We start from the raw sequence: 26,547 nt of genomic DNA on the forward strand, positions 1-26,547 counted from the left end.
AAAATCATTTAAAGGTTTAAACTTTTTAAGAGAAAGAGGTTGAACTCCAAATCGTTCTTATGTGAAGCTTTAGATCTATTTTTGTATAATTTGTCTATTTGATCTTTTTTATGAGGGAGAGCTGTTAAGAGATCATCTTTATCGTTAAGGGTGTAGTATTGCCCCCCTTTTTTAAGAATAAAGTTATAAGAAGTATAAAACTTTAATTCTACATTTCTTGAAGCAATAAATTCTTTACTTGTTTTTGATATATGTGTGAAGAGATCAATTTGATTAGAGATCTTGTCTTGCCTGTAGTAACCTTTTTCTTTAGCAGAATCAAACTTGTTTGATAGGTTTACAAATTTTATAGATCCTATATAAAAAGCTTTGATATTCTCTTGATTTAATTCGATTCCAATATTTTTAATAGATGATGGAGGGCTTAAAACGAGTACCTGTCTTAATAAATCATATTTTATTTCTAAATCATTATACCATTGGTTAATGTGGTAAACACTACCCTCTGCATATTTATTTTCATTAAAATAGGGGTGAGAACTATCTTTAGCGTGATAATCTAAATCTTGATATAGAATACCGTTATAAACTGGAAGATTTACTTTATTTACAATGGAATCATAAGTAGTATAATAATCATTTGAATCTTGAGAAAAACAGTGGGAGGTAAATAAAAGAAGTAGAATTACTACGTAATAATTTTTAAATAAGATCATTGTGTTTTTTTCAAATGTTTAACGAATTTAAAAAAAATAAGGTAAGTTTTGAATAAAAACTTACCTTATTACAAAATAATCTTAAAAGAGGGTTTTATACCCTTACGTGACCATCACCAAAGACATAATATTTGTTTGTAACTAACTGTTTTAAGCCTAAAGGGCCTCTATGGTGAAGTTTGTCGGTGCTAATAGCTAACTCTGCTCCAACACCCATTTGACCTCCATCGGTAAAACGAGTTGAGGCATTGTGATACACTGCAGCACTATCAACTTGTTCCATAAATTTTTCCGCCTCAGCGTTATCTGAAGTCATAATGGAAGCAGAATGACCACCTGAGTAATCATTGATCATTTCAATAACTTGGTCTAGCCCATCTACTTCTGCAATAAGAATCTTTAATGCTAAGAATTCTTCATGCCATACGTCTTTACCAGAAATTTCTTCTTTGTTGCTGAGAATACTTTTAATTCCATTATCTACAATGATCTCAACATTTTTATCTTCTAAAACTGATGCTAATTCTTTTACTTTAGACTCGTAATTAGAAATATTCTTATCGATAAGTACTTTATCTAATGCATTACAACCTGAAATTTTATCGGTTTTTGCATTTACAATAACTTTGATTGTTTTTTCCCAATCGGCGTTTTTAGAAACATATAAAAAGTTGTTCCCTCGACCACTAATAAGAACGGCACATTTAGCGTGTTCTTTAACGAAGCCAATTAAGCGTTCTCCACCACGGGGAACAATTAAATCTAATTGCTCGGTAGGATTTCTAAGAAATTCTTGGGTTTCTTCTCTGTTAATATGCATCAAGCGAATCCAAGATTTGTCTAAGTCATTTTCAGCTAATGCTTCGTGCCAACATTTTTCTAAAATAACATTACTGTGATAAGCTTCTTTACCACCTTTCAGTAAAATTTTGTTATTGGCTTTAAAAGCTAAAACGGCAGCCTCAATAGTTACATCTGGTCTAGATTCGTAAATAATCATGATGGTGCCAAAAGGAGCTGTTTTATTTACGATATTCAATCCGCTATCTAGTGTGCGATTAGAAATGGTTTGCCCAACAGGATCTTCTTGATCTTTTACTTCTTTAATGGCTTGGATCATTCCGTCGACCTTAGCTTCATTAACTACTAATCTGTCGTAAAGAGCTTGATCGTCTCTTTTAAACGCTTCAAGATCTTTCTTATTTTCGGCAATGATATCTTTTCTTTTTGCATCGATAATATTCATCATCGATTGAAGTACATTATTTTTTTTGTCTGAATTTAAAAGTTCCATTCTTTATGTTTTGTTATAAATTTCTTTCGTTCTACAATCTCTAAATTTAATCTTCAGAAGAAATAAATTCTGTTCCTACATCTTTTCCTTCTACTATATCTACAATTACATTAGGTCGTTTACCATTTGCAATGTAGGTAGGTATATCTTTGAGTGCAGTTTGCTTAGCAATTTTTAGTTTACTTTGCATACCACCACGTCCTTCGCCTTCTCCTTTTTCTGAGGCTTGTACGTATTTCTCTACATTTTGATCGGTGGTTACTTGATCTAATTTTTCCGATTCATCGTCATCTGGGTGACCCGTATAGAGACCATCTGTATCGGTAAGAATAATAAGCTTATCTGCTCCCACAAGTTCCGCAACTAAACTTGCTAATTCATCATTATCAGAAAACATAGACATTGTTAGTGATACAGCGTCATCTTCATTAGCGATTGGGATGACACCTTGAGATAGTAAGCCTTCATAACAGTTAATCATGTTTTCTCTATACTTACCAGGATCGAAGTCTCTTTTCGTTGCTAATACTTGCGCACAACGCATTCCATAATCATGGAAAATACTATAGTAATGTCTCATCATTCTTGGTTGGCCTACAGAAGAGTATACTTGTCGCCTCGTGGAAGGGTCTTCAATATCACACTTCCCTAAGACTTCTCTTCCTGCAATGGCAGAACCCGATGACACTAACACCACCATGATATCTTGCTCATATAGTACGGAAATTTGTCTTACCAATTCTTTTAATATAGGTCCTAGAATGCGGTTGTCCTTGTTGGTCATTACATTTGTTCCAACCTTTACTACAACTCTTTTCTTACTCATAATAATTTCTTGTTTATGTTTATTTACCTGCTTCACCTAATTCTACTGCTCTGTCGAAAGCAGCATAGGCAGCATCTTTAATTAATTCATTTACATTATTATCTTCCATAGAATCTAAGGCAGCTCTAGTAGTACCTCCTTTTGAGGCTACACGATCCATCCATAATTGTGGAGAGATATCTGATCTATTAAACAATTCTACAGCTCCTTCAAAAGTGTTACTTACCAATACTTTGGAATCGTAATCTGAGAAGCCCATTTTCATAGCAGCTTCTAACATAGACTGCATAAAATAAAATACATATGCTGGTCCGCTTCCAGAAATACCCGTCGATGCATCAATAAAGTTTTCGGTTTCTACGTGAATAGAAGCACCTGTAGTGTCTAATAGGTTTCTTATCATAAGAAGTTCGATTCTTGAAACTTCTTCAGATTCAGTATATGAAGTAACTCCTTTTCCTACCTGTGCAGGCAAGTTGGGCATGGTTCTTACCACTTTTTTTACTCCCAAATTTTCTTGAATATTTCCAATAGTTACGCCGGCCATGAGAGAAACGAAAATTTGACCATCATTAATCATAGGTTTCATCTTATCGAAAAGATCATCTGCGTGGTAAGGTTTTACAGCAATAAAAACCATATCTGCTTCTGGAAGGCAGTCTTCTAAATTTTCGTAAACATCAAAAATGCCAGTTGTTTTTAAGCTTGCAATTTTGGTAGGATCAGTATCAAATATTTGAAGCTTCTTTTTGCTTAATAAAGGAGATTTTGCCATTCCTTCAGAATAGGTTAATCCCATATTTCCTGCTCCTATTACTAATAATTTCATGTGATTGTTTTAGGTTAATTATATATCTGTCATAATAAGGTGCAACATCTATACGGAACACCCGAATAAATATTAAAATATATTATTTTTATCAAAATACTAATAATTAGGGCGAATCACCTTTAATTTTGCATTATTTTAATATTAAATTGCTAAAAATGAAGATTAATAATAATTTCTTAAATTCATCAAAACTGCCAAGTAGTCGAAAAGGTGAAAGCCTGTCAGTTAAAAAAATCTTAAAAAAAAGTCAAAAAAAATAGCCTTAGAAATTTCTAAGGCTATTTTTTAAATAGATAATAAACTTTTTTACTCTTCTTTTTTAGGAGAAGCTTCTTTTTTGTCTTCTCTTGGTGGTTTAGGTAAAAGTGCTTTTCTAGAAACTTTCTCTTTTCTAGTTTTTGGATCTACTCCAAAATATTTTACATCTAATACATCTCCCATCTTAACTACATCTGTAACATTATTGGTACGTTCCCAAGCAAGTTCAGAAATATGTAATAATACTTCATTTCCTGGAGCATCTATATATTCTACAACAGCACCAAAATCTAAAAGCTTAATGACTTTAACCTCATATACACTTCCTTTAACGGGCTTAAATGTTACCGAATCAATTTTAGCGATAACCTTGTCGATACCTTCTTGGTTAGTTCCTAAAATTTCAATAATTCCTTCTTCGGTTACAGGGTCTTCATTAATTACAATGGTAGTTCCTGTTTCTTTTTGAAGTTCTTGAATCACCTTTCCTCCAGGACCAATCATTGCTCCAATAAATTCATTAGGAATTCTACGCGTGATCATTTTAGGAGCATGTCCTTTAACATCTGTACGAGGAGCTTCAATAGTATTGGTTAGTTTTTCAAGAATATGAAGTCTTCCATCTCTAGCTTGCTTTAAAGCTTTTACTAAAATGTCATAACTTAATCCTTTTACTTTAATATCCATTTGACAAGCTGTAATACCATCAGCTGTTCCTGTAACTTTAAAGTCCATATCTCCTAAGTGATCTTCATCCCCTAAGATATCTGAAAGTACGGCATATTTTCCTGATTCAGCATCAGAGATTAATCCCATTGCAATACCAGATACGGGTTTCTTTAATTGAACTCCTGCATCCATTAAAGACATAGTACCTGCACATACTGTAGCCATAGAAGAAGAACCGTTAGATTCTAAAACTTCAGACACTACACGCACTGTGTAAGGACAATCTGCAGGAATCATTCCTTTTAAAGCTCGTTGAGCTAAGTTACCGTGACCTACTTCTCTACGAGATGTACCTCTAATTGGTCTTGCTTCTCCTGTAGAGAAAGGAGGGAAGTTATAATGTAAATAGAATGTTTCTTCACCTTCGTAACTTGGCATATCTATTTGACTAGCTTCTCTAGAAGTACCTAAAGTTACTGTTGCCAAAGCTTGAGTTTCTCCTCTTGTAAAGATGGCAGAACCGTGAGTTGAAGGAAGGTAATCTACCTCACACCAAATAGGTCTGATCTCATCTGTTTTTCTTCCGTCTAAACGTAAACCTTCTTCTAGGGTTAAATCTCTAACTGCTGCTTTTTCCGCTTTAGCGTAATATTTAGAAATAAGATTACCGTAATCTTCTCTTTCCTCGTCACTAAAACTAGCTTTAATTTCTTCTTTTATTTCTCCAAAAGAGGCAGTGCGCTCATGTTTTGCAGAGCCTGCTTTTGCAATAGCATACACTTTATCATATGCCATTTCGTGAATTTTCTTTTCTAGCGCTTCATCTTCTCTTTCTCCGTCGTATTCACGAGTTTCTTTCTTTCCAAAAGCTTCAGCTAATTTTACTTGTGCTTCACATTGCTTTTTAATCGCTTCGTGAGCAAACTTAATCGCTTCAGTCATTTCTTCTTCAGAAATCTCATCCATTTCACCTTCTACCATCATCACAGAATCTGTAGAAGCTCCAATCATCATATCGATATCAGATTCCTCTAACTGTGTGCGAGTAGGGTTAATGATAAACTCACCATTTACACGAGCTACTCTTGCTTCAGAAATAGGACATTCAAATGGAGCATCTGAAAGTTGTATAGCAGCAGAAGCCGCTAATCCTGCCATAGCATCTGGCATTACATTTTCGTCGTGAGACATTAATTGAATCATCACTTGCGTTTCTGCGTGATAATCTTTAGGGAAAAGAGGTCTTAACACGCGGTCTACTAAACGCATAGTTAATACTTCTCCATCACTTGGTCTTGCTTCTCTTTTAAAGAAACCGCCAGGATAACGTCCTGCTGCAGCAAACTTTTCTCTGTAATCTACCGTAAGTGGTAAAAAGTCAACATCGCTTTGTTTGTAGTTAGATACTACCGTACAAAGTAACATACAGTTTCCTGATTGAACAACCACAGATCCGTGGGCTTGTTTTGCTAATTTTCCGGTTTCGATTGAGATTTCTCTTCCATCTCCTAAATCGATTACCTCTTTAAAAACTTGTGGAATCATAATTTTTTTATTCTAAGTTAACAATGGTCTCCGTCTTGCCATGACGGTCTGGGTTGTGTGTGGTGTTGTAGTGACCAATGAAAAACTAATATAGTAGCTTTTTCTTTTTCTCTAGAAAAACCTATTGCTAGGAAAAAACAGTATAAAAAAAGGGGCGTAAAGCCCCTTTCAAATTATTTTCTTAATCCTAATTCTTTCACGATTTCACGATATCTAACGATATCTTTTTTCATTAGGTAGTCTAGTAAGCTTCTTCTTTTACCTACTAGCATTACTAATGAACGCTCTGAATTGTAATCCTTTTTGTTTGTCTTTAGGTGACTTGAAATATGTGCAATTCTTTTTGTGAATAAAGCAATTTGCCCTTCAGTTGAACCGGTATCGTTTTTTCCTTTACCGTGCTTTTCAAATAAACCTTGTTTCTCTTCTTTTGTTAAATACATTCCAATATTATTTCAATGATTATTATGTACAGATAGTTTTTCTATCAAGCGGCAAATATAAAGCTTAAAATTTAATAATTTGTTTTTTAGTAGAAGAATTTTTAGGGTTCTAAACCCTAATTTGAAAGATATATTCATATTTCTTTAAATGTTAAACCAGTTAATAATAAAAATAGGATTTGTTACAATTCATTTAAATGTGTTATTTTTGCATTGTGAAAAATAATAATCTCCATAAAATATTTTTGTCGTTGTTAGCCGTTTTAATAGTGCTATCAACTACTTCTTTTACCATTCAAAAACATTTTTGTGGTGATTTTTTGATCGATTCTGCGGTGTTCTCTGCAGTAGAAAAGTGCAGTAAAGAGCCTTGTTCTAATAGTGATGATAGTACTAACTTTACGCCACCCGATTGTTGCAATGATGTTGAAGACGTGGTAAAAGGGCAAGATGTTCTTATAACTAAAAATTTTGATGATTTGGAGTATACACAGCAAGTGTTCTTGTTGGCATTCTCTATTTCTTATATTGATTTATTTCAACCCCTATCGGAATATTATATTCCGCATCAATATTACTCTCCTCCCAAATTAGTGGCAGACATTCAAGTATGTCATCAAGTTTTCTTGATTTAGAATTTTTTAAGAGGTTTCCTTGTTAAGTCCGCATTTGCATAAATTTTCGACATTGCCGATTTTATACGTTTTGTTTTCCGCGGAAGCATAACTAAAAGGAAACTATTCATTTTTATATTACAAACGTAAATTTAAAAATAATATTTAAAGGTATTATTCAGAGCCATTTGAATAAGCTTTAAGTAGATAATCTTAAAAAATGAAAAAATTAATTTATGTGTTTTTTCTCATTTTATTCCCGTTAAGCATTTTTTCTCAAGAGAAAGTAGAAGGAATTATTTATGAAGAAAATTCAGACACAAAAAAGACTCCTTTATTAGGAGCAAATGTATACTGGTTAAATACCGAAGTAGGTACGGTAACCGATTTTGATGGTAAATTTTCTATTCCATATAAAGAAAGCTATTCGCAGTTAGTCGTTAGTTATATTGGGTTTAAAAGTGATACCATTCAAGTTAAAAATCCCAACAAGCAAATTAAAAGTTCCTTGATTTCTAAAGGTAATTTAGATGAGGTAACAGTTGTTTCAAGAAAAAAAGCAACTTCTCGTTCTTATATTGAAGCCAAAAATGTAATTAATGTAAGCAGCGACGAATTGTTGAAAGCTGCTTGTTGTAATTTATCAGAAAGCTTTGAAACGAATCCTTCCATTGATGTTAATTTTGCCGATGCAATTTCAGGAACCAGGCAAATTAAAATGCTGGGATTAACAAGTCCGTATATTCTCATTGCTATGGAAAATATTCCTACGGTTAGAGGAGCTGCACAAGCTTACGGTCTAAGTTTTACTCCTGGAACGTGGGTAGAAAGTATACAAATTACCAAAGGAGCAGGGAGCGTGGTTAATGGTTATGAAAGTATTGCCGGTCAAATAAATGCCGAACTCCAAAAACCAACGAAAGACGATAAATTATTCGTGAATTTATATGGCGCAAGTAGTCAGCGATTGGAATTAAATACTCACTACAATACCAAAGTTAGTGAAAAATGGAGTACAGGAGTCTATCTTCACGGGAATACGCATCAAGAAGAACACGATGTAAATGATGACAATTTTTTAGATATGCCACAATATCAACAAGTAAATGTCATGAACCGATGGCAGTATACCGATACAGAAAATGGTTTTGTGGGCTTTTTTAATATAAGATATCTTAATGATGAAAAGCAAACAGGAGAACTTAATTTTGATCCCGATACCGATAAACTAACGACCAATGCTTGGGGTAGTGAAATTAACACTACACGTTACGATTTTTCAGGTAAATTGGGTTATGTGAATCCAGAATTGCCATGGCGAAGTGCAGGATTACAGTTTGCGGTAAGCAATCATCAACAAGATTCTTATTTTGGTTTGCGTAGATATGACATTGAGCACAGCAGTATTTACTCCAATTTTATCTATAACTCTATTATTGGTGATTCTCGTCATAAAATTAAAACAGGATTTGATTTTACGTATGATAAATATGATGAGTTGGTAGAAACAACTTCTTACGAGCGAATCGACAACTCTGTTGGGGCATTTTTCGAATATAATTTTGACAATTTAGATGACCTTAATTTTACGGCAGGAATGCGGGTTGATAATCACAATAGGCTTGGATTGTTTGTCACTCCTAGAGTTCATGCAAGATATACTCCTTGGGAAAAATCTGCGTTTAGAGCTTCAGTAGGGAGAGGAAAACGTTTGGCGAATATCTTTGCAGAAAACCAAAACCTATTTGCTACCTCTAGGAATATCAATATTAACGCTTCCGCGGAAGGAAATATTTATGGTTTAGATCCAGAAATAGCTTGGAATTACGGAGTTTCTTATTTGCAAGGATTTAACCTTTTTGGAAACAAAGCAGATGTAACTTTTGATTTTTATAGAACCGATTTTCAAAACCAAGTAGTGGTGGACTGGGAAAATCCAAGAGAGATTAGTTTCTATAATTTAGAAAATGATAGTTACGCCAATAGTTTTCAAACAGAATTCAATTATAACCTTTTTGAACATTTTGATGTGAGATTGGCGTATAAGTATTATGATGTAAAGACAAAATATCAAACTGGAGAAAAGATGAAACCATTAACAGCGCAACATCGTTTTTTTGCAAATGCCTCTTATGAAACTCATATAAAAAATAATAGCCAATGGAAGTTTGATGTCACTTACAATTGGCTAGGAAAACAGCGTTTTCCATCTACCGTAGCTAACCCAGCAGAATTTCAATTACCAGAATATTCACCAACCGTTTCTACTATTAATGCACAGGTGACAAAGGTTTTTTCACCTAGATTTGAAATTTACGTAGGCGGAGAAAATATTACTAATGTAAGACAAGATAACCCTATTTTAGATCCTGAGAATCCATTTGGATCAAACTTTGATAGTACATTTGTATACGGACCTGTTTTTGGAAGTTTATATTATGCAGGTTTAAGATATAGAATTAAGTAAAATAATTAAAATAAGAAAAGATGAAAAAATTATTAAGTATAGCGTTGTTATTAGTGACAACCATGGTTTTTGCTCAAAATAAAAATGCAAAAGCTTCTTTTGAAGTAGATGGTGTTTGTAATATGTGTAAAGAACGTATTGAAAAAGCTTGTATAAAGACTAAAGGTGTAAAAAGCGCCAATTGGGATGTAAATACACATCAATTAGATTTAATTTATAGTGAAAAGAAGACCAATTTAAACGAGATAAAAAAAGGGATTTTAGAAGTAGGGCATGATTTATCCAATGCAACAGCAACAGAAGAGGCATATAATAGCGTTCATCTTTGCTGTAGATATCGTGATGAAGTGGTAAAAGATGACCATAAAGATGACAAGGATAAATAAGCTTTGCCTTATTTAAAAGAAAAAGCCTCTAAGATTTTAAATCTTAGAGGCTTTTTTTATGCTCTTACAGGTTGATTAAGAATAAGATCTAAATACAAATTGACTTTATTTTTAAGCTCTTTACGTGGAGTTATAAAATCTAAGAAACCGTGTTCTTTTAGAAATTCTGCTGTTTGAAAACCTTCAGGTAATTCTTTTCCAGTAGTGTCTCTTACTACACGAGGTCCTGCAAAACCAATTAAAGCTCCAGGTTCAGAGATATTAATATCACCTAGCATCGCATAAGATGCAGTAGTCCCTCCTGTTGTAGGATCTGTACAAAGAGAAATATAAGGAATTTTGGCTTCAGCTAACTGTGCTAACTTTACAGAAGTCTTAGCTAATTGCATTAAAGATAAAACCGCTTCTTGCATTCTGGCTCCACCAGATTTAGAAACAATTAATAGGGGAATATTGTTTTTTAAAGAATGATCTGCAGCACGGGCAATTTTCTCTCCTACAACAGATCCCATAGATCCTCCAATAAAACTGAAATCCATACAAGCTACAACTAAATCATTTCCTTTAGATTTTCCTACTCCAATACGAATAGCATCTTTAAGGTTGGTTTTAGCTTCTGCCTCTTTAATACGGTCTGGATATTTTTTCTTATCCTCAAATTGTAAGGGATCTTTCGAAGTTAGATTTTTATCTAACTCTTTATATTTGTTATCATCAAATAAAATTTCGAAATATTCTTTACTTCCTATTCTTACGTGATAACCATCTTCCGGACTTACGTAAAAGTTTTTTTCTAGCTGTTCTGCATCAACAATTTTACCTGTTGGAGATTTATACCATAATCCTTTAGGAACATCTTTTTTATCTTCTGTTGCCGTTTGGATTCCTTTTTTTGTTCTTTTAAACCAAGCCATAGGGTGCTAAATTAGGTTTTGTAAAAGTTAAGTTTATTTGCTTAACGAATTAACGTTATTTAAATCTTCAAATGCTTTTTTAAGTCGGTTTTTAAAAGTGATCTCACCTTCTCTTAACCATTTTCTCGGATCGTAATATTTTTTGTTAGGAAGGTCGTCCCCATCAGGGTTTCCTATTTGAGCTTTTAAGTATTCTTGTTTTGATAAGATATAATCGCGAGCTCCTTCCGTAAAGGCATATTGCAAATCGGTATCAATATTCATTTTAATAACACCATAACCAATAGCTTCTCTAATTTCTTCTAAGGTAGATCCACTCCCTCCGTGAAAAACGAAATCTATATGATTATTTTCTACATTATACTTATCGGAAATATGTTTTTGTGAGTTTTTAAGAATTTTTGGTGTTAGCTTTACGTTTCCTGGCTTATATACACCATGAACGTTTCCAAAAGCAGCAGCAATTGTAAATTGGTCACTAACTTTACTTAATTCTTCGTAAGCATAGGCTACTTCTTCTGGCTGAGTGTAAAGTTTAGAAGAATCAACATCTGTATTATCAACACCGTCTTCTTCTCCTCCAGTAATACCAAGTTCAATTTCTAAGGTCATTCCCATCTTACTCATTCTGGCAAGATATTCTTTACAAACTTCAATATTTTCTTCAATAGGTTCTTCGCTTAAATCTATCATATGTGAACTATAAAGCGATTTTCCATGTACTTTATAAAATTCTTCTCCAGCATCTAAAAGACCGTCGATCCAAGGCAATAATTTTTTCGCACAATGATCGGTATGTAAGATAACCGTAGCTCCATAAGCTTTTGCTAAATCATGCACGTGCTTAGCTCCAGTAACACCACCTAAAATAGCAGCTTGGTGGTTTTCGTTAGAAAGACCTTTTCCTGCATTAAAAGTAGCTCCTCCATTAGAGAACTGAATAATTACTGGGGAGTTAAGCTCTGCCGCAGTTTCTAAAACGGTATTTACAGTGTTAGAACCTACCACATTTACAGCTGGTAAAGCATAACCATGTTTTTTTGCGTGGTTAAAAATTTCTTGAACTTCTTTACCGGTAGCTACTCCTGATTTTATATTATGACTCATAGATTTGATATGCGTTAAATAATTGATGATGCAAAATTAATAAAATAAAACCGCTTAGAAAGGATAATTAATACCAACATTATAAACAGCATTTGAAAAATTATAATCTCTAAACCATTTTTCTTGGTTTGCCGCGGGATTATACGTTTTAAAACCAACGTCAAATCGAATGACGAAAAAATCTAAATCATATCTTAGCCCTAAACCAGAACTTACCGAAAGCTCTTCTAAATCTTTAATGGTATTAAATTGCGCAGCTTCATCTTCTACATTATCTAAAACATTCCAGATGTTTCCTACATCAACAAATAACGCACTGTTTAGTGCGCCAAAAAGATTAAAGCGGTATTCTAGATTAAAAGTAATTTTCATGTTAGCTTCATTAAACTCATTTACACCACCAGTGCTACCAGGACCTAAATCGTAAGCTTGCCAACCTCTATTATCATTTGCTCCACCTGCAAAGAAACTTCGTGCAAATGGAATGCTGTTTGAGTTTCCATAAGGTACCGCCAAACCTCCTAGTGCTCTAGCTGCGATAATATTTTTATTGCCTAAATCCCAATGTTTTATAAAATCGATCTCTCCTTTTAAATATTGTGAAAATTGAACTCCGAATAAATCAAAATTATCAGATTTGTTAGATTTTAGATTTAGCAAATTAGCAGCGAGTGCCAAGGTATTTCCTGAAGCTTCAATTTTAAATCTAAACTGAGTAAATTTATTATCGTATATATTCTCCCTAGTATTTTTAATGTAATTGAAACTAGTGGCAAGGATAAGGTTGTCTTCTGTTAAACGCTCTTTTCTTTCAATGATATTTTTAGCTTCTCTTAATTCATCTGAGGGGAGTGAAACATCATTTGAATTAATGTCGTTTATAAATCTATTAACTCCATCAGGAATAATTAAATCTGGGGCACCGGTGTCTCCTTCAGATAATTCTTCAAAATAATTTGGATTAACATTACTTATATTTTCTTGAGCAATTTCATTGAGACGACTAAAAGAGTTTCTATAAACATTAAAATAGTTACTGGTATTAAGATTTCTTACATACTGCAAATCTAGAAGATTAAGTTTATGAGTGAGCTCTGCATTAGGGTACCAACGGTATGAATATTTACTTGTTACATTTTGTTTGTCTAATCCTATGTTTTGCTGAGTGCTCGCACCTATACTTAGCGTAGTAAAAGGCGACATAGATTTAGGTATAATATTCTCGGTGTTAATAAAAGGAAAGGCAATTTTAGGGAAAGTAAGGCTTAAGTCTCCCCCAATTTCTGAAATATTAAAAAAGCGGTCTTCACTTTCTGCAGCATCTTTAGAAGAACCAATACTTCCTCGTCCCGAAATTTCTAAATTTTCGGCACCTTTAAAGATATTTCTTATTAATAATGAACCTCCAAATCCGATCCCAAAATCTTGAATATTACTTCGGGAAACATCAAAATTATAGGTAACCCCAAATTTAGGTTTCGGGGTTAAAAATACATTTGATATAAGTTGAGTTCCTGTAGAATCTTCTGGATCGGGCACATATTGGATGTTAGGATATTTAAATTGTCCTAACTCATTCATTCTTTTAAAAGTTAAAGAACGATCTATGTCTTTGTAAACTTCTCCTTTTTTTATAAAAACAGCATCAGAAATTGCTTTAGGCTTGTATTTTAGTTTTTCAAAACTATAAATATCATAGCCTTTGTAACTTGTAGAATCTGTAACAGGCTTACTTTTATTCTCATAAGCGTAATCGGGAAAAATATTTACTTTACTTATGTAATGAATTTTATAAGGAACGGTGTAAGTAGAATCTAGCTTTGTAATTTCTCTATTTGCAATTACTAGATCTATATTGGCTTTATGATTCGTATTTATAGTATCAGCATCAAAAGAAATGTATTCTTTTTCAAAATGAAATAAGCCACTATTTCTAAACTGGGAGGTGATACGCTCACGCTCTGCTTCAAAATCATCTGTGTTAAATTGTTTTCCCTCTTTAATGGTGGCTTCACTTTCCTTTTCTCGGTATAAAGAATCTGCCACGGGAGATTTAATTCTTTTTGTAATAGAATCTACAAAGTAGGGTTGGTGAGGTTTAATAATATAATCTACTTGCGCACGTTGATTGTCGTTTTTAGTAATTTCATAATCAGTTTCTACATTAAACCAACCGTGATTCCAGTACCAAGCTTTGAGTCTATTGGCAGATTTTTTGGTTTTTTCTTCCCTCACAATGGTGGGCGCTTCCCCTGTTTCTTCTAGAAACTCATTAAAAGAAATGTAGGCTCTACGTATTCTTTTTACTTGCTTATCAGAATAAATACTTTTTAAACGCGCTCTTCTTTTTTCTTTTTTATCTAACCAATGGGTAAAGCTGGTATCTGGAGTAGAATCTGCTAAATTATAAATATGTAACCTTAACGGAAAGCTTAAAAGTTTTACATTAGGCTCTTGGTACAACTGGTTGTATATTTGCCGAGTAGAAATACGCTCATCATTTACTAAAATATTATTTTTGGTAAGTAAATGCTGGTTGTTTTTTACACGTTTTACAGGGTTGCAACTCGAGATAAAAAGTACCAAAAGTAAGAATGTTATTTTTGCAGGTACAGCTTTCAAAAAAAATAATTTAGGTTCAAAAATACATCAATTTATGCTTAGCAAAAGCCAAATAAAGTTAATAAACAGTCTATCACAAAAAAAATACCGAAATAAAAACAGATTGTTTGTAGCAGAAGGAATAAAAGTCATTAAAGAACTCCTTAATTCTTCTTATGAACTAGAAATGCTTTTTGCCGAAGTCGATTTGTTTTTTGTTCCTAAAGATAAATTTACTCTAGTAACACCGCAAGAACTTAAAAAGATTACTAAACTAAGCACAGCTCAAACTGCTTTAGCCTTGTTTAAAATCCCAGAAACAGAAGAAAAACCACTTCAAGATTTGGTGGTAGCTTTAGACGGAGTGCGAGATCCTGGTAATTTAGGGACTATCATTAGGCTTTGTGATTGGTTTGGCGTAAAACAACTTTTGTGCTCAAATGATACCGTAGATTGCTATAATGAAAAAGTAGTACAAGCAACAATGGGTTCTCTTACTAGAGTTCATATCGCTTACGCGGATTTATATGAAACTTTAAAAAACACCGAGCTGCCAATTTTAGGAACTTTTATGGATGGTGAAAATGTATATAAAACCCAATTACCGTCAAGCGGAATTTTAATATTAGGTAATGAGGCCAATGGTATTTCTTCCTCTATCGAAAGTTTAGCAAGTCAAAAAATAAGTATTCCCCAATTTGACGAAAATCAATCTACTGAAAGTTTGAATGTAGCCACGGCTACTGCTATTTTGCTAAGTGAATGGAGAAGAGGGTAATTAATGCAGTTTAAAAATATCGCTTATTTTCTTTACTTCTAAAAAGGTGAGGAAGTGTAGAAATAGGGAATAAGGACCTAGTTTAATATACAAAAAATGATAAATGGAGAATCATTTATGCCTTTAATAGTTTTTATTTGTAGTAACCAAAAGCTATAAAGCCTAGTAACAAAAGCAAAGCAATTCCGCCAAATTTTAAACCTTTGCTTATTCTGTTATTTGAAGTATTATCTTTTTTATTCTTTTTCATTAGTAAAATTAATAATGTAATTTGTAGGATAAGTAGCGCTACATTGATTATAAATTTAATTGAAGGTGAGAATAAGTCAATATTATTAAACCCTAAAGAAAGAAATAGGGTTACCACCATTGTTATAATTACTGTTTGTCTGGTTATGTTTTTCATTGCAATTTATTTCAAAATTTAATAATCAACCTTTTGCAAAAGTTAACACGAAATAAAAAAAAAGGAAAGAGACGACACTAGATAAAACGGGGAATTTGTCAATTTTTATTTTCAATCCCTCAAAACATTAATACTACTTAACTTTTATTTTTTTTGAAGTTATATAGTAATCTAACGGTAGTTAAAAAATGGAAATATAGAATTTCAGATACTGAAATTGTTAGATAACGGCAATGAAGCCAACGGCATTTCTTCCTCCATAAAAACTCTAGCACACCAAAAAATAAGTATTCCCTAATTTGGCGAAAACCAATCAACGAAAGTTTAAATGTAGTCACGTCTACCGCTATTTTATTAAGTGAGTGGAGAAGAGGTTAATTAATTAGTGCAATTTAAAAATGTCGTTTATTTTCTTTACTTCTAAAAAGGTTGAGGAAACGTTGGAAGATGTTGGGACGGGAATAATAGACATAGCCTACGTAAACTTCTGTCAACTCATCACTAAATTCTAAATTTATTTTATGTTTTTTATAAGCTTCTTCTTTTATTAATTTAATTTTTTTGTTTTTAAATCCAGTATAAGTTATTTCTAAGAATACATCATTCTTTAGATCTTCTTTATGAATAAAGATTGAAAAATTCCCCTCGAAATCGGCTTGTGTTCTGTGGGTTTTATTTAGTTGAATTATATTTGCTCCTGGAAGCGTAAGATTTTGATCATCTAACACTGTTCCTGAAAAAAGAATAGAATCATTTTTAGTAGTGATCTTCTTTTTTAAACCTTTATCTACTATGTCTTGTTCTATTTGGACTTTTATATTTTTTTCTTGAGCAAAACTAGGCTGAGCTACGGCAATAATAGAGCCTAAACCTAAAGCAATCCCTAAACGACTTAAGTTGTTTTGGGAAGAGGTTGTATAATTTTGTTGAAGTTGGTCTTTAGTAAATCTGCCACATAAATTCTTCCTGCTTTTTATTTTCCGAGCAATATCAGAAGAGGAAAGTTGTGTGAAATCAATCACCTCTTTCTGGCAACTGGCACAAAACCTCCCTTTTTGGGTAGGAGTCATGTTTTGCCAGCCTTCATCACATGGTTTGGGAATGTCTATGGTATATTTCAAAAACACAAATATTTAATTCATCTTAAAGATAAAGAATTAAATATGAATCAACTAAAAAGTTATTTGGTTATTGAAAAGTAAAATTAATAAAAATACCTCGCGTACTCATACTGTCAATGTTTCCAGTATATGGGCTGTTGGGATCTTCATCTCTTTTAAGCTCATCGGTCATTGCAAAAATACCGCGTATAGATGGAGTAAATTTAAAATAGGGTAAGTATAAATCTATACCAAAACCAACTTCGTAATAATTGGTGTTATTTATCATTCTAAATTCCCCTGCACTGTTATCATCGGGATTGTTTTCATTACTTGATAAATTAATCGAAGTAGAAACTCCTGCAACGACAAAAGGCTTAAAATTATTGATTCGTTTGGTTGAGAACTTCACCAGTAGCGGAATGTGAACATAGGTAGATTTTACTTCTCTAAAGTTATCTTCGGGAATATCTGGAAAGGTTAAATTTCTACCAGAAAAAACTACTCCAGGTTCTAATCTTAAATCTATATAATCGTTAATTCTTAAGTTTCCTAAAAGCCCCACATTGAAACCTAAGCTTTTTTCGACAATTACATCTTGAGCCTGACCTTCGTATTCAAACTTAAAATCGTAAGAATTAAAACCTAAAAAATAACCCCAAGACCAACGTTGTTTGTCAAAGTTCTCTTTGTTTTTAATTTTTTCTTTACTAAAAAGCCATTGAGCTTCTGTAGTTTGAAATGCGATAAAAAAGATAAATAGAAAAAAAATTTTCTTCATAAACTTATTTTGATGCCGTATAAATCGTTGCCACTCCCATAGTTTGTGGAAGGTGTTTCACTTGTGTAAACCCAACTTTTGCTAAAATATTGTTGAACTTTTCTCCAAATGGAAAAACAGCCGCACTATCACTTAAATATTTATAAGCAACTTTATCTTTAGAAAATAATTTACCCACAGTAGGTAAAATAAACCTACAATGAAAACGATAACCTTGTTTAAAAGGGAATTTGGTAGGAACCGAGGTTTCTAAAACCACAAATATACCTCCAGGTTTTAATACGCGTAAGATTTCTTTTAATCCGTTTTCTAGCGTTTCAAAATTCCTTACTCCAAAAGCTACAGTTATCGCATCAAAAGAATCATTTTCAAATGGTAAAGCTTCAGAGTCACCTTGAGTCATTTCAATGATGTGGTCTAATTTTTTTTCTGTAATTTTTTTTCTACCTACACTCAACATTCCTTCAGATAAATCTAAGCCCACAACTTTGGGAACTCCTGCTTCCGCTAAGCTAATAGCTAAATCCCCTGTTCCTGTAGCAATATCTAAAGCGTTTTTAGGATTGGTTTGTTTTACCAAATCAATCACTTTTTTTCTCCAAGAAGTATCAATCCCAAATGAAATTACACGGTTAAGTCCGTCATAATTTTCAGAAATAGTATCAAACATTTGTTCTACTTGCTTTTTCTTGCCAAGCTGAGAATCTTTGTAGGGTGTAACTTTCTTAGACATCTTTATTTTTTTGGCAAAGATAAGTTTTATGCTTTAATATTGCTTTTAAAGGTTTAAAAAATTGCTTGAGAGGATTTTAGCAAATCCTTTTAAAAGGCTTATCTTTGTTCTGCTAAAATTTCATTTTATATGAAGATTATTATTGCCGGAGCGGGAGAAGTTGGTTTTCATTTAGCAAAACTACTTTCTTTTGAATCGCAGGACATCACTTTAATAGATAACAACAAAGTCAATCTTGAGTATGCAGATACCCATTTAGACATTAGAACAGTTAAAGGAGATGCGACCTCTATAAAGGTTCTTAACGATGCCCAAATAAAAGGAGCCGATTTGGTGGTGAGTGTCACCAGTAGTGAAACTACCAATATTACCATTTGTGTTTTAGCAAAACAGTTAGGGGCAAATAGAACCATCGCAAGAATATCGAACACAGAGTTTATTGAGAATAAAGATGAACTTGGGTTTGTAAAGTTTGGTATAGATGAACTTATTTCACCAGAATCTCTTGCTGCAAAAGAGATAGAATTACTTATTAATCAGTCCGCGTTTAATGACACCTTCCAATTTGATGATGGTAAATTAACTATGGTTGGTTTTAAGTTATCTAAAAATGCTCCGTTTGTAGGAAAAAGTGTAAAAGAAGCTGCTAGTATTTTTCCTAAACTTCATTTTATTCCTATAGCCATTCAGCGATTTGGTACACAATATACTCTTATACCAAGAGGAGATACTCAATTTAGAGAAGGAGATCAAGTATATTTCATCACTACCGAAGATGGTGTGCAAGAACTTTATAAGCTTACTGGAAAAGTAAAACAAGAGATTAAAAATGTAATGATCCTTGGCGGAAGTAAAATTGGGAGACATACTGCAATGGTGTTAAGTGCAGCTAAATTTAATGTAAAGCTGGTAGAGAAAGATCATGATAAAGCCTTTGAGCTAGCCGATGAAATGTCTAGGGTTTTAGTAATTAAAGGAGACGGGAGAAATGTAGGGCTTCTAGAAGAAGAAAATATCCATGACATGGATGCTTTTATCGCTGTTACTGGAAATTCTGAAACTAATATTATGTCATGCTTAGTGGCAAAATCTAAGAGTGTTAAAAAAACAATTTCTTTGGTGGAGAATATGGACTATTTTCAGCTCAGTCATTCTATAGGAATTAATACGCTTATTAATAAGAAGCTTCTTGCTGCAAATAACATATTTAGATACGTAAGAAAAGGAGAAGTGGTCGCTATGACTAAACTCAATAATATGAATGCAGAGTTGCTAGAGTTTATTGTAAATCATAATTCTAAAGTTTGTAATAAGAAGATTGCAGATATAGATTTGCCTCGCTCAGCAATTATTGGAGGAGTAGTAAGACAGGGAGAGGGAATAATAGCCTTGGGAGACTTTTTAATAAAAGAAGGAGACAGGGTTGTAGTGTGTTCTTTGCCTAGATCTATACATAAGGTAGAAAAACTCTTTTTATAATGCCAAAACTTAATTATAAAATCATCCTACATATTATGGGGCTTCTGTTGCTATGCAACGGCGGTTTTATGATTATAGCCACTCTTGTAAGTTGGTTTTATAAAGATGGAGTAACGGTGCAGATTGCAGGAGCTTCAATCACCACAATGTTTATAGGGGTTTTATTGATGTTTTTTACAAGAGAACATCGAAAAGAAATGAAACAACGTGAAGGTTATATTATTGTAACTTTTGGTTGGATTTTTATGGCCTTTAGCGGAATGTTACCTTATTTGTTTACTGAATCTATTCCAACGATTACCAATGCTTTTTTTGAAACCATGTCTGGTTACACCACGACAGGTGCTACCATATTAAATGATATAGAAGTTATTCCTGAAGGGATTTTACTTTGGAGGAGTTTAACACATTGGATTGGTGGAATGGGAATAATAGTGCTTGCCGTTGCTATTCTGCCACTTTTAGGAATCGGAGGGATGCAACTTTTTGCTGCTGAAGCACCAGGACCTAGTGCAGATAAACTAAAACCTCGTATTACTGATACAGCCAAGCGTTTGTGGTTTATTTACGTGGGCTATACTTTAGCCGAAATGATTTTACTTAAAGTCGCTGGGATGGGAATGTTCGATGCGGCTAACCATGCCTTAAGTACGCTTTCTACGGGAGGCTTCTCTACAAAAAATGCCAGTGTTGCTTATTGGAACCATAAACCCATTATACAGTACATCATTATATTGTTTATGTTCTTAGCAGGAATGAACTTTGTGATGAGTTACTTTGCTTTTAAAGGTAGAGTACAGCGTATTCTAAAAGATGAAGAGTTTAAATGGTATGTTATTTTTATTACTTCATTTACGATAATAGCAGCTTTTCTCATTTACTTTTACGCCGATGTAGGCTTATCTTCTATTGAGCATCCTATGGTTTGGGGAGAGGCAGAGAGTGCTTTTAGACATGCTTTATTTCAAGTTTTATCTGTAATTACAACGACAGGTTTTGTAAGTGCAGATTTTAGTATTTGGACACCATTTTTAACCATTTTCTTCTTCGGAATGTTTTTCTTGGGAGGATCTGCAGGATCTACTTCGGGTGGAGTTAAAGTGGTTCGGCATATTATTATGATTCGTAATGGAATTACAGAATTTAAAAGAACTCTACACCCAAATGCAATTTTGCCTGTTCGTTATAATGGTAAAAGTATTCGAGGAGAAATTGTATTTAACATATTAGGCTTTTTCATTCTCTATATGTTAGCATTTATTATTGGAGCCATAGGCTTGGCGTCTTTAGGTTTAGGTTTTTCTACAGCTATTGGTGGAGCTGCCTCTTCCTTGGGGAATATAGGTCCTGCATTCGGAGCTTTAAGTCCTGTAAATAATTTTGATGTTTTGCCTTCTGCAGGAAAATGGTGGTGTGCTTTTCTTATGCTTATAGGTCGTTTAGAGCTGTTTACGGTACTTATTATTTTAACTCCTTTCTTCTGGAGAAACCGCTAAAAAATTAGTGGCAGTTAAAAAGTTGAGGTAAAAGCATAATTATTTTTGGTATATTTAGAGGTAAGTAATTTATTTCTAGAAAATTATTATGAAGCAGCTTTACCAAAAATTCATCTCAATCAAACTAATTTTACTACTTATAAATCTGTTTATAGGTTTAAAAATCACCGCCCAAACCACTAGCATACCTGACCAAAATTTTGAACAGCATCTTATTGATGAAGGAATTGATAGTGACGGTACTATTAACGGTCAGGTCTTAACTAGCGATATAGTTTCAGTGCTGGTGCTTGATTTATACATGGTTAATGATTTGACAGGACTAGAAGATTTTACAGCTTTAGAGTCATTAGAAATATGGGATGCAGCACACTTTCAAAATAACAATGATATTACCTTAGATTTAACCGCTAACGTAAATTTAGAAAAGATAGAAATTTGGACATATGAAGGCTTAAAAAATTTAGACCTAACAGGCTTGGTAAATTTAGAAGAATTGTGGGTAATGGAGGGACAAGATGATGTGGTTACTATGTATATTGAAGAAATAGATTTAAGCACTAACCCTAATATTAAATATTTGCATACAGGATATTTGCAATATTTAGAGCAAATCAATTTCCAAAATGGCAACAATATTTATATGTTAGATATGGAGATAACTGTTGAGAATACTTCTGCTCGTCCTATTTGTTTAAAGGTAGATAATGCTACTGCGGCTACAAATAATAATTCTCCTTATGATAATTGGACGATGTATGGGGTTATCCCTAATTATTATGACACAGGAGTTTGTACATTAGCAGCAGATATTATAAGCAAAATAGAAGTTTCTTTATTCCCTAACCCTGTGCAAAACAGTTTTCAAATAAAAACTTCAGATGAAATAGAACGTGTGCAAATATTTTCTATAGATGGGAAAGAAGTTGCTTATTTTGGCTCACAATCAGAATATGATATTTCTCAACTTCCAACCGGAATGTATTTTGTAAAAATACAAAGCAATAAAGGAGAAGCTATTCAGCGAATAGTTAAGCGATAAAATGTATGACCTTTTAAAAAAAATGCTTCCTTGTTTTAAGGAAGCATTTTTTTAATTATAAAATAAGTAGCTTTAAAACTTAACTTAAAGCAGCTTTAATTTGTTGTATAGCCTTTGTAATTTCTTTTTCGCTCGCGGCATAAGAAAGACGAATACAGTTAGCGTCTCCAAAAGCTTCACCTGTTACGGTAGCAACTTCGGCTTCTTCTAAAAGATACATGCTCAAATCTGTAGCGTTCTTAATAGTTTTTCCGCGGAAGCTTTTTCCAAATAATTCCGAGACATCGGGAAAAACATAAAAAGCACCTTGGGGAGCATTACATTTAAAACCAGGAACTTCGCTTAATAAATCTAAAATGAGTTTTCTACGTTCTTTAAATGTATCGATCATAAAAGAAATCTTACTTACAGGAGCTTCTAATGCTGCAATAGTAGCGCGTTGGGCAATGCAATTAGCTCCGCTAGTAAATTGACCTTGAATTTTGTTACAAGCTCTTGCAATGTGCGGAGGAGCTCCAATATAACCAATACGCCAACCTGTCATGGCAAATGCCTTAGAGACCCCGTTAACAGTGACTGTACGGTCGTACATATCTTCAAATTCTGCTATAGAAACGTGACCTCCTACAAAATTGATGTGCTCATAGATTTCATCACTTACTACAATAATATCTGGGTGTTTCTTTAAAACGTCTGCTAAAGCTCTTAATTCTTCTTTATTGTACAACATTCCGCTTGGATTACAAGGAGAGCTAAACCACAACATTTTTGTTTTTGGAGTGATCGCAGCTTCCAATTGTTCGGGTGTCATTTTAAAATCGGTCTCGATGGTAGTAGGAACTTCTACTGGCACACCTTCTGCAATTTTTACAATATCATTATAACTTACCCAGTATGGGCAAGGTAAAATTACTTCGTCACCGGGGTTGATGCAAACCATAGCAACATTGGCTAAACATTGTTTTGCCCCCGTAGAAACGACAATTTGAGACTTATCATAAGTAAGTCTATTATCTCTTTTAAATTTGTTGATAATAGCTTGCTTTAATTCGTCGTATCCATCTACTGGAGTATATGAATTATAGTTATCATTAATGGCTTGAATGGCAGCCTCTTTAATAAAATCTGGGGTGTTAAAATCGGGTTCGCCTAAACTAAGGCCAATGATATTTTTACCTTCAGCTTTTAGCTCGCGTGTTTTTGCAGCCATAGCTAATGTAGCCGAAGTTTCTAATTTGTTGATTCTATCAGATAATTGATTTTGCATAAAGTTTGGTAGGTTTAAGCAGTTAAAGCAGGGTTAGTTCCCATTTCTTTAAGGTGTTTAAAGTGGGCAATAATTGCTGCTCTGGTAGTTTTATATTCGTGGTAAGGAAGGTTACATTCTTTAGCAGTTTCCTTTACGATTTTAGAAATTTTTGTATAATGAACGTGACTAATATTTGGAAAAATATGGTGCTCTACTTGATGATTTAAACCTCCTGTAAACCAGTTTACGACTTTATTTTTCGTAGAAAAATTCACGGTAGTAAATAGTTGATGAATAGCCCATGTATTTTTCATAGAACCTTTATCGTCAGGTAGCGGCATTTGTGTATTTTCTACCACGTGTGCTAATTGAAAAACTACACTTAAAATGATCCCAGCAGTATAATGCATAATAAAAAATCCGAGTAAAATTTTCCACCAAGCGATGCTCATAATAAGCATAGGAATAACAATCCAAATCGCAATATAGAGTGTTTTAGTCACCGCAATTGTACTCCATTGCTTTAATGGACTAGGTAATTTACCATATGATAGCTTTCTTTTTAAATAACGGTGTGTTTGTTTAAAATCTGTAGTTAGAACCCAGTTAAAGGTTAATAATCCGTAAAGGAAAACTGAGTAGTAATGTTGAAATTTATGGAATTTATGCCATTTAGAATGTTCGCTAAAGCGGATAACTCTACCGGCATCTAAGTCTTCATCATGCCCATGAATGTTTGTGTACGTGTGGTGCAAAACATTGTGTTGCACTTGCCAATTATAAACATTTCCGGCAAGGATGTACATACTGCTTCCCATCACTTTGTTCACCCATTTTTTGGAAGAATAAGAGCCATGATTAGCATCGTGCATGACATTCATGCCAACGCCAGCCATACCAACTCCCATAACAATGGTAAGTACGAGCATCCACCATTGAGAGATGTCTAAAGTTAACATTAAAAAATAGGGTGTAAGAAATAAAGAGAACATCACGATTGTTTTAAGGTGAAGTTTCCAATTTCCTGTTTTTGAGATTTCGTTTTCTTTGAAATAGTTATTTACGCGTTTATTTAAAGTTCTAAAAAACTTTGCGGAATCTATTCGAGAAAATTTTACAACTTGATCTTTCATTAATCTTAAAATAAGAAGTTTCAAATTTATGAATTAATATGCTTATTAAAGCATTTAGAGTCATAAAGTATAGTTTAAGCTATAACTAAATATTTGTTTTTTAATTGTTTCTTAGAGGTTTTATCTTTATTTAAATTGAAAATGTTATTTATTTTTATATAGAATAAAGCATTTAAAATAAGAAAAAATATGATACCAGCCATTTCTTTGTTTGTAATTGTAACTTTATCAGCTCTAATAACGAGAGTAGCAGCTATAGCTTTAGCACATACAGGATTATCTACAGAAAGTGCTAGATTTCAGGCAAGATCTGCTTATACGGGAACAGGGTTTACAACGGGAGAATCTGAGAAAATAATGAATTTTCCTGTGAGGAGAAAGATAATTTATATGCTTATGCTGGTTGGGAATGCAGGGATTGTAACTACTATGTCAACCTTAATTTTAGCTTTTGTGCTTCCTAACAAAACAAGTTCTTTATTGTATGGATTACTAATTATCGTGGTAGGTTTGAGTTTGCTTTGGTGGGCAATAAGAAGCTCTATTATAGATCGGTGGTTGTCGAAAGTCATTGGGAAAGCTCTAAAAAAATATACAGATATAGATGTGAAAGATTACGCTTCAATTTTACATTTGGCAGATAATTTTCAAATTACTGAATTAAGGGTAGATCATGAAAGTTGGCTAGCCAATAAAAAATTAAAGGATTTAGATTTACGTAGAGAAGGGGTAATTGTTTTGGGGATTCAACCTGTTGAGGGAGAATACATAGGTTCCCCGAATGGAGACTCTTTGGTTAGGCCTGAAGATTTAATTACGATGTATGGTAAAGCAGAGTCTTTTCAAAATTTAAATCAGCGTAAGCGTAATTGGAAAGGTAATATTGAGCATCAAAAAGCTGTAGAAAATGATACTTAGTATTTTTAATACCTAAGGTTTTAGTAAAGGATAGTATATTTGCAAAAAATTATATTTTGAAAGAAATTACAACTTATTTCCCTGACTTAACGGAAGATCAAAAAGTCAAATTTGAACGCCTTAAAGATTTATATAAAGACTGGAATCTAAAAATCAATGTGGTTTCTAGAAAGGATATTGATGAAATTTATACCAGACACGTATTACATTCTTTAGGAATTGCTAAAATTCAATCATTTTTACCAGGCAGCAAGGTAATGGATGTAGGTACAGGTGGCGGTTTCCCCGGAATTCCTCTCGCGATCTTATTTCCTGAAGTACAATTTCATTTGGTAGATAGTATTGGGAAAAAGATAAAAGTGGTAAATGAAGTAGCAGAAGGTTTGAGCTTAGAAAATGTAAAAACCTCGAACTGTCGAGTAGAGGAGGTTGATGAACAATACGATTTTATTGTAAGTAGAGCTGTTGCTCAAATGGAAACCTTCGTGCGCTGGGTAAAAGGAAAGGTAGCCAAAAAAAGTAATCACGAACTTAAAAACGGAATCCTGTATTTAAAAGGCGGCGATTTAAGCGAGGAATTGGCTAAATACCAGACTGCAAAAATATATCCGTTAAGTGATTATTTTAAAGAAGATTTTTTTGAAACCAAAAGTGTGGTACATCTTCCTATGAAATATAAAGGATAAAAATTTTTAAAACGTTCAAGTCATTATAGATATCGACTTATTGCTTAAAGTATATTAAATAAAAAAAACCTGCT

At 33.2% G+C, this 26,547-nt stretch carries 24 protein-coding genes; 9 read left to right on the forward strand and 15 right to left on the reverse strand.

The window, feature by feature from the left end; translation table 11 throughout:
* Positions 1-8 precede the first annotated feature (8 nt).
* From FT986_RS04340 to rpsO, 6 genes are all read right to left on the reverse strand, one after another.
* Complete coding sequence (locus FT986_RS04340; protein WP_147864023.1) at positions 9-716, reverse strand: hypothetical protein; 708 nt, start codon at positions 714-716, stop codon at positions 9-11.
* A gap of 94 nt (positions 717-810) precedes the next feature.
* Positions 811-2,010, reverse strand: coding sequence for a glutamate-5-semialdehyde dehydrogenase (locus FT986_RS04345; RefSeq protein ID WP_147864024.1), 1,200 nt, complete (start codon positions 2,008-2,010; stop codon positions 811-813).
* A 46-nt stretch (positions 2,011-2,056) separates the two neighbouring features.
* On the reverse strand, positions 2,057-2,836 hold the full coding sequence (gene proB / locus FT986_RS04350) for a glutamate 5-kinase (RefSeq protein WP_147864025.1): 780 nt from the start codon (positions 2,834-2,836) through the stop codon (positions 2,057-2,059).
* 19 nt (positions 2,837-2,855) lie between these two features.
* The gene (proC, locus tag FT986_RS04355) at positions 2,856-3,665 is read right to left on the reverse strand and encodes a pyrroline-5-carboxylate reductase (protein ID WP_147864026.1); all 810 of its coding nucleotides are present in this window, start codon (positions 3,663-3,665) and stop codon (positions 2,856-2,858) included.
* Between the two features lie 309 nt (positions 3,666-3,974).
* The gene (locus tag FT986_RS04360) at positions 3,975-6,140 is read right to left on the reverse strand and encodes a polyribonucleotide nucleotidyltransferase (protein ID WP_147864027.1); all 2,166 of its coding nucleotides are present in this window, start codon (positions 6,138-6,140) and stop codon (positions 3,975-3,977) included.
* Positions 6,141-6,313: 173 nt separating this feature from the next.
* The gene (gene rpsO, locus FT986_RS04365; RefSeq protein ID WP_111541706.1) at positions 6,314-6,583 is read right to left on the reverse strand and encodes a 30S ribosomal protein S15; all 270 of its coding nucleotides are present in this window, start codon (positions 6,581-6,583) and stop codon (positions 6,314-6,316) included.
* A gap of 215 nt (positions 6,584-6,798) precedes the next feature.
* On the opposite strand from rpsO, the gene FT986_RS04370 reads away from it, so the two are divergent.
* From FT986_RS04370 to FT986_RS04380, 3 genes are all read left to right on the forward strand, one after another.
* Entirely contained in the window at positions 6,799-7,218 is a 420-nt protein-coding gene (locus tag FT986_RS04370; RefSeq protein ID WP_255505902.1) for a hypothetical protein, read from the forward strand.
* Between the two features lie 199 nt (positions 7,219-7,417).
* On the forward strand, positions 7,418-9,664 hold the full coding sequence (locus FT986_RS04375; RefSeq protein ID WP_147864029.1) for a TonB-dependent receptor: 2,247 nt from the start codon (positions 7,418-7,420) through the stop codon (positions 9,662-9,664).
* Positions 9,665-9,684: 20 nt separating this feature from the next.
* The gene (locus tag FT986_RS04380; protein WP_147864030.1) at positions 9,685-10,050 is read left to right on the forward strand and encodes a heavy-metal-associated domain-containing protein; all 366 of its coding nucleotides are present in this window, start codon (positions 9,685-9,687) and stop codon (positions 10,048-10,050) included.
* Positions 10,051-10,106: 56 nt separating this feature from the next.
* Here FT986_RS04380 and accD read toward each other — a convergent pair whose 3' ends face one another.
* Genes accD through FT986_RS04395 form a run of 3 tightly spaced genes read right to left on the reverse strand, consistent with a single transcriptional unit; the run spans position 10,107 to position 14,693 of the window.
* Positions 10,107-10,964, reverse strand: coding sequence for an acetyl-CoA carboxylase, carboxyltransferase subunit beta (gene accD / locus FT986_RS04385; protein WP_147864031.1), 858 nt, complete (start codon positions 10,962-10,964; stop codon positions 10,107-10,109).
* 33 nt (positions 10,965-10,997) lie between these two features.
* Entirely contained in the window at positions 10,998-12,071 is a 1,074-nt protein-coding gene (gene fbaA / locus FT986_RS04390) for a class II fructose-bisphosphate aldolase (protein ID WP_147864032.1), read from the reverse strand.
* A 54-nt stretch (positions 12,072-12,125) separates the two neighbouring features.
* Positions 12,126-14,693, reverse strand: a complete 2,568-nt coding sequence (locus FT986_RS04395) for a BamA/TamA family outer membrane protein (RefSeq protein WP_147864033.1) — start codon at positions 14,691-14,693, stop codon at positions 12,126-12,128.
* A 34-nt stretch (positions 14,694-14,727) separates the two neighbouring features.
* On the opposite strand from FT986_RS04395, the gene FT986_RS04400 reads away from it, so the two are divergent.
* A complete protein-coding gene (locus FT986_RS04400) occupies positions 14,728-15,450 on the forward strand; it encodes an RNA methyltransferase (RefSeq protein ID WP_147864034.1) in 723 nt (240 codons plus the stop codon).
* A gap of 133 nt (positions 15,451-15,583) precedes the next feature.
* On the opposite strand, the gene FT986_RS04405 is transcribed toward FT986_RS04400, so the two are convergent.
* From FT986_RS04405 to ubiE, 4 genes are all read right to left on the reverse strand, one after another.
* Positions 15,584-15,856, reverse strand: a complete 273-nt coding sequence (locus FT986_RS04405; protein WP_147864035.1) for a hypothetical protein — start codon at positions 15,854-15,856, stop codon at positions 15,584-15,586.
* A 392-nt stretch (positions 15,857-16,248) separates the two neighbouring features.
* The gene (locus tag FT986_RS04410; RefSeq protein ID WP_147864036.1) at positions 16,249-16,977 is read right to left on the reverse strand and encodes a carboxypeptidase-like regulatory domain-containing protein; all 729 of its coding nucleotides are present in this window, start codon (positions 16,975-16,977) and stop codon (positions 16,249-16,251) included.
* Between the two features lie 67 nt (positions 16,978-17,044).
* Positions 17,045-17,737 (reverse strand): porin family protein, encoded by a 693-nt coding sequence (locus FT986_RS04415; protein ID WP_111541714.1) that lies wholly within the window; start codon positions 17,735-17,737, stop codon positions 17,045-17,047.
* A 4-nt stretch (positions 17,738-17,741) separates the two neighbouring features.
* Positions 17,742-18,470: a bifunctional demethylmenaquinone methyltransferase/2-methoxy-6-polyprenyl-1,4-benzoquinol methylase UbiE gene (ubiE, locus tag FT986_RS04420; protein WP_111541715.1), complete on the reverse strand. Its 729-nt coding sequence runs from the start codon at positions 18,468-18,470 to the stop codon at positions 17,742-17,744.
* A 129-nt stretch (positions 18,471-18,599) separates the two neighbouring features.
* Between ubiE and trkA the strand changes: the two genes are divergently transcribed.
* The 3 genes from trkA to FT986_RS04435 all read left to right on the forward strand — a co-directional run bounded on the left by trkA (position 18,600) and on the right by FT986_RS04435 (position 22,487).
* Positions 18,600-19,949, forward strand: coding sequence for a Trk system potassium transporter TrkA (gene trkA / locus FT986_RS04425; protein ID WP_111541716.1), 1,350 nt, complete (start codon positions 18,600-18,602; stop codon positions 19,947-19,949).
* Complete coding sequence (locus tag FT986_RS04430) at positions 19,949-21,445, forward strand: TrkH family potassium uptake protein (RefSeq protein WP_147864037.1); 1,497 nt, start codon at positions 19,949-19,951, stop codon at positions 21,443-21,445. The genes trkA and FT986_RS04430 overlap by 1 nt, the downstream gene beginning before the upstream one ends.
* 88 nt (positions 21,446-21,533) lie before the next feature.
* On the forward strand, positions 21,534-22,487 hold the full coding sequence (locus FT986_RS04435; RefSeq protein WP_147864038.1) for a T9SS type A sorting domain-containing protein: 954 nt from the start codon (positions 21,534-21,536) through the stop codon (positions 22,485-22,487).
* Between the two features lie 79 nt (positions 22,488-22,566).
* On the opposite strand, the gene FT986_RS04440 is transcribed toward FT986_RS04435, so the two are convergent.
* Positions 22,567-23,754: a pyridoxal phosphate-dependent aminotransferase gene (locus FT986_RS04440; RefSeq protein WP_147864039.1), complete on the reverse strand. Its 1,188-nt coding sequence runs from the start codon at positions 23,752-23,754 to the stop codon at positions 22,567-22,569.
* A gap of 14 nt (positions 23,755-23,768) precedes the next feature.
* Entirely contained in the window at positions 23,769-24,869 is a 1,101-nt protein-coding gene (locus tag FT986_RS04445) for an acyl-CoA desaturase (RefSeq protein WP_111541720.1), read from the reverse strand.
* 189 nt (positions 24,870-25,058) lie between these two features.
* On the opposite strand from FT986_RS04445, the gene FT986_RS04450 reads away from it, so the two are divergent.
* Together FT986_RS04450 and rsmG are read left to right on the forward strand one after the other, a co-directional pair.
* Complete coding sequence (locus FT986_RS04450) at positions 25,059-25,787, forward strand: TrkA C-terminal domain-containing protein (protein WP_147864040.1); 729 nt, start codon at positions 25,059-25,061, stop codon at positions 25,785-25,787.
* Positions 25,788-25,843: 56 nt separating this feature from the next.
* Positions 25,844-26,473: a 16S rRNA (guanine(527)-N(7))-methyltransferase RsmG gene (gene rsmG, locus FT986_RS04455; protein WP_147864041.1), complete on the forward strand. Its 630-nt coding sequence runs from the start codon at positions 25,844-25,846 to the stop codon at positions 26,471-26,473.
* The last annotated feature ends 74 nt before the right edge of the window (positions 26,474-26,547 follow it).

The organism is Mesonia sp. K4-1, from assembly GCF_008017825.1.
Classification (GTDB): domain Bacteria; phylum Bacteroidota; class Bacteroidia; order Flavobacteriales; family Flavobacteriaceae; genus Mesonia.

Coding starts and splice junctions, on each gene's coding strand:
- FT986_RS04340 (WP_147864023.1), bottom strand. CDS start 716: ATGATCTTATTTAAAAATTATTACGTAGTAATTCTACTTCTTTTATTT.
- FT986_RS04345 (WP_147864024.1), bottom strand. CDS start 2,010: ATGGAACTTTTAAATTCAGACAAAAAAAATAATGTACTTCAATCGATG.
- proB (WP_147864025.1), bottom strand. CDS start 2,836: ATGAGTAAGAAAAGAGTTGTAGTAAAGGTTGGAACAAATGTAATGACC.
- proC (WP_147864026.1), bottom strand. CDS start 3,665: ATGAAATTATTAGTAATAGGAGCAGGAAATATGGGATTAACCTATTCT.
- FT986_RS04360 (WP_147864027.1), bottom strand. CDS start 6,140: ATGATTCCACAAGTTTTTAAAGAGGTAATCGATTTAGGAGATGGAAGA.
- rpsO (WP_111541706.1), bottom strand. CDS start 6,583: ATGTATTTAACAAAAGAAGAGAAACAAGGTTTATTTGAAAAGCACGGT.
- FT986_RS04375 (WP_147864029.1), top strand. CDS start 7,418: ATGAAAAAATTAATTTATGTGTTTTTTCTCATTTTATTCCCGTTAAGC.
- FT986_RS04380 (WP_147864030.1), top strand. CDS start 9,685: ATGAAAAAATTATTAAGTATAGCGTTGTTATTAGTGACAACCATGGTT.
- accD (WP_147864031.1), bottom strand. CDS start 10,964: ATGGCTTGGTTTAAAAGAACAAAAAAAGGAATCCAAACGGCAACAGAA.
- fbaA (WP_147864032.1), bottom strand. CDS start 12,071: ATGAGTCATAATATAAAATCAGGAGTAGCTACCGGTAAAGAAGTTCAA.
- FT986_RS04400 (WP_147864034.1), top strand. CDS start 14,728: ATGCTTAGCAAAAGCCAAATAAAGTTAATAAACAGTCTATCACAAAAA.
- FT986_RS04405 (WP_147864035.1), bottom strand. CDS start 15,856: ATGAAAAACATAACCAGACAAACAGTAATTATAACAATGGTGGTAACC.
- FT986_RS04415 (WP_111541714.1), bottom strand. CDS start 17,737: ATGAAGAAAATTTTTTTTCTATTTATCTTTTTTATCGCATTTCAAACT.
- ubiE (WP_111541715.1), bottom strand. CDS start 18,470: ATGTCTAAGAAAGTTACACCCTACAAAGATTCTCAGCTTGGCAAGAAA.
- trkA (WP_111541716.1), top strand. CDS start 18,600: ATGAAGATTATTATTGCCGGAGCGGGAGAAGTTGGTTTTCATTTAGCA.
- FT986_RS04430 (WP_147864037.1), top strand. CDS start 19,949: ATGCCAAAACTTAATTATAAAATCATCCTACATATTATGGGGCTTCTG.
- FT986_RS04435 (WP_147864038.1), top strand. CDS start 21,534: ATGAAGCAGCTTTACCAAAAATTCATCTCAATCAAACTAATTTTACTA.
- FT986_RS04440 (WP_147864039.1), bottom strand. CDS start 23,754: ATGCAAAATCAATTATCTGATAGAATCAACAAATTAGAAACTTCGGCT.
- FT986_RS04445 (WP_111541720.1), bottom strand. CDS start 24,869: ATGAAAGATCAAGTTGTAAAATTTTCTCGAATAGATTCCGCAAAGTTT.
- FT986_RS04450 (WP_147864040.1), top strand. CDS start 25,059: ATGATACCAGCCATTTCTTTGTTTGTAATTGTAACTTTATCAGCTCTA.